This is a genomic window from bacterium, assembly GCA_035703895.1.
In the GTDB taxonomy this organism is placed as follows: domain Bacteria; phylum Sysuimicrobiota; class Sysuimicrobiia; order Sysuimicrobiales; family Segetimicrobiaceae; genus Segetimicrobium.
Genome location: DASSXJ010000264.1, coordinates 1 through 8,848, shown reverse-complemented (window position 1 = coordinate 8,848; position 8,848 = coordinate 1). Strand labels below are relative to the sequence as shown.

Here is an 8,848-nt window from a genome sequence, read left to right as displayed (position 1 = left end):
TCGAGCCCGATAAACGCCAGATGCGATGAGGTCGTCCTGCGGCGTACGCCGCTGCGCGGATGCTCAGAGTACACCTCCACTCCGAGTTCAAGCGACGTGCGGCCGATGTATTCGACCTGGGAAGACACCGTGACGATCTCGCCGAGGTAGACGGGATGGATGAAGTCGAGATCGTCCATCGCCCCGAGCACCACCGGGCCTCGGGCACAGCGTGAGGCGGTGAGGGTGCCGGCCGTCGCGATCCAGTACATCATCCGGCCGCCGTAGAGGGTGCCCCGCGGATTAATGTCGCCGGGAAACACCAGCTGCACCATCTGAAACCGGGTATCCGCGATGCTTGGCAGCCCGCCCTCCTCGAGTCGCCCTCGGTTATGTTACCATATACCCGCCGATGTGCAAGGATCCTCGATGACCATCCGCTACGCGCTGTCGCAGTTGGGCCGCGCCTCCGCTCGCCGCGCATTCGGCCGCGCCTGGCTGTGGGTGTGCGCGGCCGGCGCGCTGGCGAGCCTCGCGGTGTTCGGCGGCGCGCACGTGTTCTTCGTGGCCGCCGTCTGGCTCGTGTGCGTGTACGCGCCTGTACGGATCGCGATCGAGATCCTGCACTCGCGCGGCCCGAGGATGCGACAGGAGCTGCAGCACGCCGTTGCGGGGCGCGAGGACCGTTACGCCACGCCCGAGCACGTTACGTTGATGGCGGAGACGCTGTTCGCCAAAGAGGTTCAGCTGCCCCGGCTGGCGCCACCCGATCTGCGGGAGAAGGTGATCGAAGCCGCCACGCGCGTCACCCACGCCGCGTTTCGCGGGGGCGGGGGGACGGCCGCCGTCCTCCGGGCGGCGATGACCTGCGGCACGGTGTTGCAGCGGTGGACCGGGGTGATCGCCGCCGGCGAGGCCGCCAATTCGGTTGAAACCGGAAACGGCGTCGCGCCACCGGTGCTGTGGGACCCTTCGGCCAGCGTCCAGGACCAATGGGTGGCCCTGCGCGCGGTTGCGGGGCTCGCGGCGCTCACGAAGACGCTCACGGCAGTGTACGAGGACAGCGCGGGCCGCACCTTCGAACACGGCGCGTCGTTGCGCGCACTCTCAGAGGCTGCCATGGACTACGTGGACCAGGTGGGACTCCGGCTGAGTGGGCCGGCGTGGGAGGACGTCGGGGGGATGCCGCCCGAGGCCGTGACGCCAGAACGGCTCAGCCGGTTCGCCGAAACCTGGGTGGCGTTTTGTTCTACCCCGCCGCCGGCGCCGAGGCGCCTGCGGGCGTTCGTCGAGACCCTCGCCACCTAACCACCCGGCTACCAGACCGGCAGCAACACGCCTCCCACCAGCAGCAGACCAAACACCAAGTGGACGCGCGCGGCGGCGACATCGAGCAGCACCAGATCGGAAGAGGCCTTCGCTGCGGCCACCTGCTTGACGAGCCCCCAGGCGAGGGGTGCGCTCAAGAACACGAGCGCCGCGCCCCGGACAAAGGTCCCATTCAGCATGCCCGCGATCACCGAGAGGTAGGCGGCCGCCAGCAGCCCGTACAGCAGGAGCTTCGCGCCTCCGAGCCCCAGGGCCCGTGCGACGGTCACCCCGCCACCGCGGGCGTCCGTGGGCATATCGCGGATGTTGTTCACGTGGAGGATCGCGGTGACCAGACACCCCACCGGAAGGGCATAGAGCATCGGGATGAACTCGATCGACCTGGCCTGCACGTAGTAGGCGCCGAGGACCATGAGCGGCCCGAAGAGGAGGAAGATCACCGGATCTCCGAGCGCCCGGTATTTGTAGGCGACCGGCTTCCCCGAATAGAAGTAGGCGCCGAGCGCGCCGAGGACCCCGAGCACGAGGATCGGGGTTCCCCGAATCACCGCGAGGTAGAGTCCAATCGCGACGTCGAGGGCGATCAGCACGAGGCCCGCCAAGAACACTTCACTGGGCTGCAGGATGCCGCGAACGAGCACGCCGCTGCTGCCGTACGATTCAGGGGTATCGTAGCCGCCGCGGTAGTCGAAGTAATCGCTGAACAGGTTGGCCGCGCCCTGGATGGCCACGGCCCCGAGCAGGGTGAGGAGAAGCAACCCCGGATTGAACAGGCCCTGCGTGGCCGCCACCGCTGTGCCGAGCATCACCGGCACGATGGATGCCGTAAGCGAGAACGGCCGAACGGCCTGCACCCACATCCGAACCGTCCGGGGCGGCAGCGCGGATTCGATCGAGCGCTCGACCATCACACTCCTCCCGGAGGATTTTGATCCGTGACCGATTATAGCATGCACCGGCGCGCGTTCCTCGGGGCAGCCTTAGCCGGCGCGGCGGCCGCCGTACTGGGCCGGCCGGGACGGGCGGGGGCCCGCGGGCGGTGGTGGAGCAGCCTCGTCTTCGGGGTGTTTGAGAACCACGGTTTCGAGGACGTAGCAAGCCTCCCGGCGCACCGGCGGCTGGCCGCCGAGGGGGTCGTCCTGACCCGTTACTTTGCCGTCACGCATCCCTCCGGTCCCAACTACCGCGCCCTCATCTCAGGCGCGGTGTGGAGCCCGGCGCAGGTCGTCGACACCTTCCATCCGTCGATCGCCAGCCAGGCGGCAGCCCAGGTGCCCCCGATTCCGACCTACATCTACCATCTCGCGGGCGAGATCGCCCACCGGCACAATCCGTTCCTCGATCTCCGCGCCCCGGTGTCGGCGGTTCGGCACGGCCTCCCGGCATTCAGGCACGATCTGGGCGGGACGCTGCCGGCGGCCGCGCTCGTGTACGTCGGATGGGACGACCGCAACAACATGCACGACGGCGACCGCGAGCGCGCCGACGGGAACCTTGCCGCGCTCCTCGACGTGCTCGCGGCCTCCGCCTGGTTTGCGACGCCGGATCGGGAGGGCCGGTATCCTGCGCTGTTCTTCTGCTACGATGAGAGCGATCGGGCGCCGAACCAGGTGTTTGCGGGATGGTGGGGTCGCGGAGTACACAGAGGTCTCGCGTCTCCGCGGCGGCACACACACTACAGTTTCTGCCGCACGGTCACGGACAACTGGGGACTGCCGCCGCTCATGCACGCGGCCGATACCGGGCCGATCACGGAGCCGTGGACGTGACGGTAATTGTGTCGCCGGGCGCCATCCAGCGCACCCGGCGACCGATCCCGGCGTTATCGAATGCGCGCGCGATCACTTCGCGCGACTCCGAAAAGTGTTCCCATCCTTCGAAGTGCAGCGGGACGATGGTCGCGTGGGAGAATGCGCGTGCCGCCTCGATGCCGTCCGCCGCCGTCATCGTGAGCGCATCGGTTGTTCCGACCGCGGGAACCCGTGCCGCCCCCATGAACAGCACCGCCGTCCGAACATCGAAGCGCCGCGCCACCTCAGCGACGCCTTCGTATCAGACCGTGTCGCCGGAGACATAGACGGCATGTTGGGCGTCACCTCCAAGTGTACTAAAGGCTCGGATCGTGTGCCGGTCCGCCGCCGGGAGGCAGGCAGGAATCCCTCTCGTCTCCGCGTATAGGTGGAAGCACCAGGCGGGGTTCGACGCGGCATCGATCGACGCAGCAGACGCAGCCTTCGAGGTGGACCGGACCGTGCAGATTTCGTCCTCGGCCCGCAGGACGCTGGCTCTCGTTGCCCTCGTCTCCCTGGGACTTGTGGCGCTCGGTGCGCACGCGCCCGGCGCGACCGCTCAGTCCACCCACCTCCGGGTCATCGCGAACGGATCGGTCGTCCCCCTAGCCGGAACCGTGGTCATCCAGAATGGAACGATCATGGCCCCGTACCCGGGCTTGTTCGAGCCCCTCGGCATCCGCGCGTCGTGGAACCCCCGGGAGCGAACCCTCAGCCTGTTGAGCCCCGCGGGTGACGAGATGCTCCTGCGGGCCGGCGATCCCTACGTCGCCGTCAATGGCGAGCGGCGGCCCGTCCCGATCCCGCTGGTCGCCGTCTTCGACAGAGTCCTGATCCCGGTCCAGTGGGTGTTTGAAACATTGGGCGATGTGACCGCGTATGATCCCGGGGATCACACGCTCGTGATCAGCCCGCAGATTACCGGGATCACCTGGCGGGGAACCAACGCGGGCCTGGAAGTCTCGATCGACGCGACGGGACCGCTCCACCCGACGACCGGTCCCCACGACCCGGAGCACCTCGTCCTCGATTTTCCGGGCGCCGTGGCGAAATCAACGGAGCAGACCCTCGACGTCCACGAAGGGACGCTGACCTCGATTAGGATCGCCCGGGTGCTCTCATCGGGAACCCGCGTGGCGTTCACCTTTGCCGCTCCCACCGAATATCGACTGGTGACCCAGGTTCCCGGACGCCGGGTCGTCGTGGCGCTCGGGGCCAAAGCCGCCCCCCCTCCTTCATCCACGAGTTACCAGCCCAGCGCGCAGAAGATCTCGGACGTCATCTACCAGCATGTGGACGGAGGGGGCCGGATCGTCGTCGTGGGCACCCATCCCGTCCAGGCCGCGCAGCGGATCCTGCATAACCCGGAGCGAGTCGTGATCGATATCCCCGACGCGGTGTTCCTGCCGGTCAAGAAGTTCCTCGATGTAGACGACGGGCTCGTCGCCCAGGTGCGGGCCGCGCAGTTCCACCGGAACCCCAACATCGTGCGCATCGTCATCGAGCTGGCCCGACCGTCGCCGTTCGCCGTTCGTCCCGGCGCTGAAACCGGGCAGTTCTTGGTGGAGCTGGGCGCGGCGATCGGAGGAGGGGTTGGACGGCCGGTCGCCACCGGACCGCGCGGGCCGGTCGTGGTGGCGGTAGACGCGGGCCACGGCGGGAGCGATCCCGGGGCGATTGGGCCGGCGGGCGTCAAGGAGAAGGACGTGGTGCTGGCGATCGCGCTGGCCCTCCGAGCGCTGCTCGCCCAACAGCACTTTGATGTCGTGATGATCCGAGACGCCGACGTGTTTGTGCCGCTCGAGGACCGCGCGCAGATCGCGTTCCGCGGGGGGGCCACCCTCTTCGTGAGCGTCCATGCCAACGCCTCGACCGACGTGAACGCCACCGGCATCCAGACCTTTTATTCGAATCCGGCGAGCCAGCCGTTCGCGCAGGTCGTCCTCGATGAAGCCGGCCGGGCGGCGGGCCTGGCCGCGCGGGGGACCACGCAGGCCCTGTTCAAAGTCCTCGTCGACACGGACCGGATCCCGTCGATCTTGGTCGAAACGGCGTTCATCACCAACGCGCGGGAAGAACAGATGCTCCGCGACCCGCAAATCCAGCAGGCGATGGCGCAGGGCATCCTGAAGGGCATCCAACGATACGTCGCCACGCCACAGGCAGCGGCGCCGTAATGGGGCCCGGCCGGGAGGCAGCGTGATGGGCGGTCGGCGTTCGGCGCGGAAGCGATTGATGCATCCGCTGATCGTGTTCGCGCTCGGGATCGTGCTGGGGGCCGCTTTCGCGACCGGCTACCTCGTGGCAAAGCGCGAGCACGCCGTCCGCACGACCAGGGCGCCCATCGCCGCCCGGCCCCCGGCTGTCCAGCCCACCCCCAGGCCGGCAACTCCTCCGGCTCCCCGCCAGGAGCATCCCCAGCCGGCGCCGGCGCCTCAGCCGCCGACTCAAAATCCTGAGGTCTCGCGGGCGCCTGCGGTCATCCCCGGTCCGGCGGGCGGCAGATCGGGCCGTCCCCGCGTGGCGATCATCTTCGACGATGCGGGGTACGGCCTCAAGGCGGCCCGAGAGATCGAGTCGATCGGCCGGCCGGTCACGATCTCGGTCCTCCCCCATCTCCCCTACTCGAGCCTGATCGCAGAGGAGGCGCCCGGCCGCGGGGTTCAAGTGATCCTGCACCTCCCCATGGAACCCGACAACGACGCGATCCCATTGGGCGAAGGCGGGATCAAGGTCGCCATGAGCGATGAGAACATCCGGCGGACGGTCGCGGCAGACATCGCGTCCGTCCCCAACGCGGTGGGCGCGAACAACCACATGGGATCGCTCGGCACCGCGGACGCCCGCGTGATGCGCGCTGTGCTGGAGGAGATGCACGTGCGGCATCTCTTTTTCGTGGACAGTGTGACCTCACGCCATTCCGTGGCCGCCCGTGTCGCGCGCGAGATGGGCGTCCCGACGGCCGCGCGCGCGGTCTTCCTGGACAACCAAGACGACGAGGAGTACGTACGGGGTCAGTTCAGGACGCTGATAACGATTGCGCAAACTCGAGGCCAGGCGGTGGCGATCGGGCACGTCGGCAAAGTCACCGCCAGAGTCCTCGTGTCGCTGCTGCCGGAGTTCGACGAAGCCGGGATCCAACTCGTCCGGGTCTCCGACCTGGTCCACTGAGAGATCGCCGCGCCGCGGTCCCCCCGTCCGGCGTCCCCCACAAGGCTTTCTTGTTACAATGGGGCAGTGTGCCGATTTCGTCCAGCGCCTAGGAGGCTCCATGCAACTCACACTGACGGACACGCCGCCGGACCGGTGCGCGTGTGACCTGCTTGCGTTGCCCGTCGCGGAACCGGGCGCCCTTCTTGGGGAGGCCGCAGACGTCGATCGGGCCGTGAACGGCCGGCTGGCCGAGATCGCCGGCGCCGAAGGGTTCTCCGGCAAGCCGAACCGAACGGTGCTCCTGCACGTCCCCGACGGACCGGCGCGACGGATCCTGCTGGTGGGGGTCGGCCGCGAGCCGGCCCCCGAGCGTCTGCGCCGGTATGGCGCCGTCGCGATCCGGCGGGCGCGAGAGCTCCGCGCCGCGCGTGTGGCCCTTGCGACGAACGTCGGGGAAGGGCTGGGCGGAACACCGGACGAGGCCGTGCGGGCCGTCGCAGAGGGCGCCGGACTCGGCGCCTACGCGTTCAACCGATACCGCAAACCGGAGAACGACGCGGCGGTGGCTGAGGCGATTGTGATCGCCCAGCGCGGAGACCGGGGGGCGCTGGCCCGGACGCTGCGAGACGCCGATGTCGCCGTCCGCGCCACCTATCGAGCGCGCGATCTCGTCAACGAGCCGGCCAACGTGCTTACCCCCAGTGCGCTGGCAGAGATCGCGATGGAGGTGGCCAACGCCAGCGGGCTCGAGCACCGGGTCATCGATCACGAAGAAGCGCGGGCCATGGGGATGGGGCTCTTTGCCGCGGTGGCCCAGGGCAGCACGCAGCCTCCCAAGTTCATCGTCCTCGAGTACCGTCCGAACGGGGCCCGCCGAACGGTTGCCCTCGTTGGCAAGGGCATCACCTTCGACAGCGGCGGCCTCTCGATCAAGACCGCGGGCGGGATGAAAACCATGAAGGGCGACATGGCGGGCGCCGCGACGGTGGTCGCCGCGATGGGGGCCCTGCGGGACCTCGGGGTATCCGTGCGGGTCGTGGGCATCGCCGCCGCCACGGAGAACATGATCAGCGGCGCCGCGATGCGTCCGGGCGATATCGTCCGCGGGCTCAACGGCCTCACGGTGGAGATCACCAACACCGATGCCGAAGGACGGCTGGTGCTCGCCGACGGCCTCGCGTACGCCGTTCGCGCCGGAGCGGACGAGGTCATCGACGTGGCCACCCTAACAGGGGCCGCCGTGGTCGCACTGGGGGACTGGACGGCGGGGGTGATGGGGAACAACCAGCCGCTCATCGACCGGCTCCTGTCGGCGGCAGCATCGACCGGTGAGCAACTCTGGCAGTTGCCCATGTACGAGGAGTTCTTGGACGCGATGCGGGGAGACATCTCCGACCTCAAGAACTCCGCGGGGCGCGCGGGCGGAGCGGAACGGGCGGCGGCGTTTCTTGGCGAGTTCGTGGGATCGACCCCGTGGGCCCATCTGGACATCGCCGGCCCCGCGTTCGCGGAGAGCGCTCCCCCGTCGCCGTACCTGCCGGCCGGAGGCACGGGGTTCGGAGTCAGGACGCTGCTTCGGTACTTGACATCGCTCGGGTAAGCGGGGTGGCCTGTGGTCAAGTACACGTTCATCACGGTGTGGCGGATCGAGGCGCCGATCGAGGACGTTTGGGAAGCGATCTACCACTCAGAGCATTGGCCGACGTGGTGGGGGAGCGTCCGTCGCGTCGTCGAGGTCGCGCCGGGGGATGATCAGGGCGTCGGCAGTGTCCGCCGGTACTTCTGGAGAAGCCGGTTGCCCTATGACTTGATCTTTGAGGTCACGGTGGCCCGGATCCAACGGCCCGTCGCGCTGGAAGGCATTTCCGCAGGCGAACTCGCCGGACGAGGCACCTGGGACCTCTCCCAGGATGGCGCCGTGACCACCGTCCGGAATACCTGGGAAGTCGAGACGACCAAACGCTGGATGAACGTGCTGGCCCCATTTGCGCGTCCCATCTTCGGCTGGAACCACGCGTACTCGATGCGCCAGGGCGGTGAGGGACTCGCCAGGCTGCTCCGCGCCCGCCTCGTTGAGATCACGCATGCCTGAGCGCGGTGCATCACTGCCCTAAAAGTTCGCGCCGGCCGTCACACTCCCGTCTCCCAGTAGCGTCACAGACACCTGATCGGCAGTGCTCATAGGCGAGAGGGCCCCGCTCGTCGTGAGTGTCACAAACCCGAGATTGCCCTGCCCCTGCCCTTGGCCGGTCCCCGAGCACAGAGCGCCATTACCATTTGATGTAGCCGTGGGGAAGCTCCAGTGAGAGCCTCCCGGCATCACAAACCCCAGTCCTACAACGTTCGAAGTAAAGCAATTGCCATGGTCCATGAAGTAGGAGAATTCGAGCCCCTTCACTTCCTCAAGGAGGGCCTGTGCCTCGGCGCGGTACGCCTGCCGGCGATTGCCCAAATAACGGGGCAGGGCCAGCCCAACGAGAATCCCGAGAATGGCCAGGACAGCCACGAGCTCGACGAGGGTAAAGCCTTTTTGCTTACCGGCTTCCCAGGTGACGCAACCGCGCTTCGACATATCTTCTTATACCCTTCCACAATCT

The 8,848-nt window shown here is 68.0% G+C and carries 10 protein-coding genes; 6 read left to right on the top strand and 4 right to left on the bottom strand.

Annotation, left to right across the window (positions count from 1 at the left end):
- Nucleotides 1–314 (bottom strand): hotdog domain-containing protein (locus VFP86_17610; GenBank protein HET9001461.1); only part of this gene is annotated, 314 nt, incomplete at its 3' end.
- Nucleotides 315–408: 94 nt separating this feature from the next.
- Between VFP86_17610 and VFP86_17605 the strand changes: the two genes are divergently transcribed.
- A complete protein-coding gene (locus VFP86_17605; GenBank protein HET9001460.1) occupies nt 409–1,287 on the top strand; it encodes a hypothetical protein in 879 nt (292 codons plus the stop codon).
- A gap of 8 nt (nt 1,288–1,295) precedes the next feature.
- On the opposite strand, the gene menA is transcribed toward VFP86_17605, so the two are convergent.
- Nucleotides 1,296–2,216 carry a 1,4-dihydroxy-2-naphthoate octaprenyltransferase gene (menA, locus tag VFP86_17600; protein ID HET9001459.1) on the bottom strand — a complete coding sequence of 307 codons (921 nt, stop codon included), beginning with the start codon at nt 2,214–2,216 and terminating at the stop codon, nt 1,296–1,298.
- A 27-nt stretch (nt 2,217–2,243) separates the two neighbouring features.
- On the opposite strand from menA, the gene VFP86_17595 reads away from it, so the two are divergent.
- Entirely contained in the window at nt 2,244–3,077 is an 834-nt protein-coding gene (locus tag VFP86_17595) for a hypothetical protein (protein HET9001458.1), read from the top strand.
- Here VFP86_17595 and VFP86_17590 read toward each other — a convergent pair.
- Nucleotides 3,058–3,342 carry a hypothetical protein gene (locus VFP86_17590; GenBank protein ID HET9001457.1) on the bottom strand — a complete coding sequence of 95 codons (285 nt, stop codon included), beginning with the start codon at nt 3,340–3,342 and terminating at the stop codon, nt 3,058–3,060. The genes VFP86_17595 and VFP86_17590 overlap by 20 nt on opposite strands.
- Before the next feature lie 88 nt (nt 3,343–3,430).
- Here VFP86_17590 and VFP86_17585 point away from each other — a divergent pair, with 88 nt between their 5' ends.
- The 4 genes from VFP86_17585 to VFP86_17570 all read left to right on the top strand — a co-directional run bounded on the left by VFP86_17585 (nt 3,431) and on the right by VFP86_17570 (nt 8,343).
- Entirely contained in the window at nt 3,431–5,275 is a 1,845-nt protein-coding gene (locus VFP86_17585) for an N-acetylmuramoyl-L-alanine amidase (protein HET9001456.1), read from the top strand.
- A 25-nt stretch (nt 5,276–5,300) separates the two neighbouring features.
- The gene (locus VFP86_17580; GenBank protein HET9001455.1) at nt 5,301–6,269 is read left to right on the top strand and encodes a divergent polysaccharide deacetylase family protein; all 969 of its coding nucleotides are present in this window, start codon (nt 5,301–5,303) and stop codon (nt 6,267–6,269) included.
- Between the two features lie 100 nt (nt 6,270–6,369).
- Complete coding sequence (locus VFP86_17575) at nt 6,370–7,851, top strand: leucyl aminopeptidase (GenBank protein ID HET9001454.1); 1,482 nt, start codon at nt 6,370–6,372, stop codon at nt 7,849–7,851.
- A gap of 12 nt (nt 7,852–7,863) precedes the next feature.
- Nucleotides 7,864–8,343 (top strand): SRPBCC family protein, encoded by a 480-nt coding sequence (locus VFP86_17570; protein ID HET9001453.1) that lies wholly within the window; start codon nt 7,864–7,866, stop codon nt 8,341–8,343.
- An 18-nt stretch (nt 8,344–8,361) separates the two neighbouring features.
- Here VFP86_17570 and VFP86_17565 read toward each other — a convergent pair whose 3' ends face one another.
- Nucleotides 8,362–8,823: a type II secretion system protein gene (locus tag VFP86_17565; protein HET9001452.1), complete on the bottom strand. Its 462-nt coding sequence runs from the start codon at nt 8,821–8,823 to the stop codon at nt 8,362–8,364.
- Between the last annotated feature and the right edge of the window lie 25 nt (nt 8,824–8,848).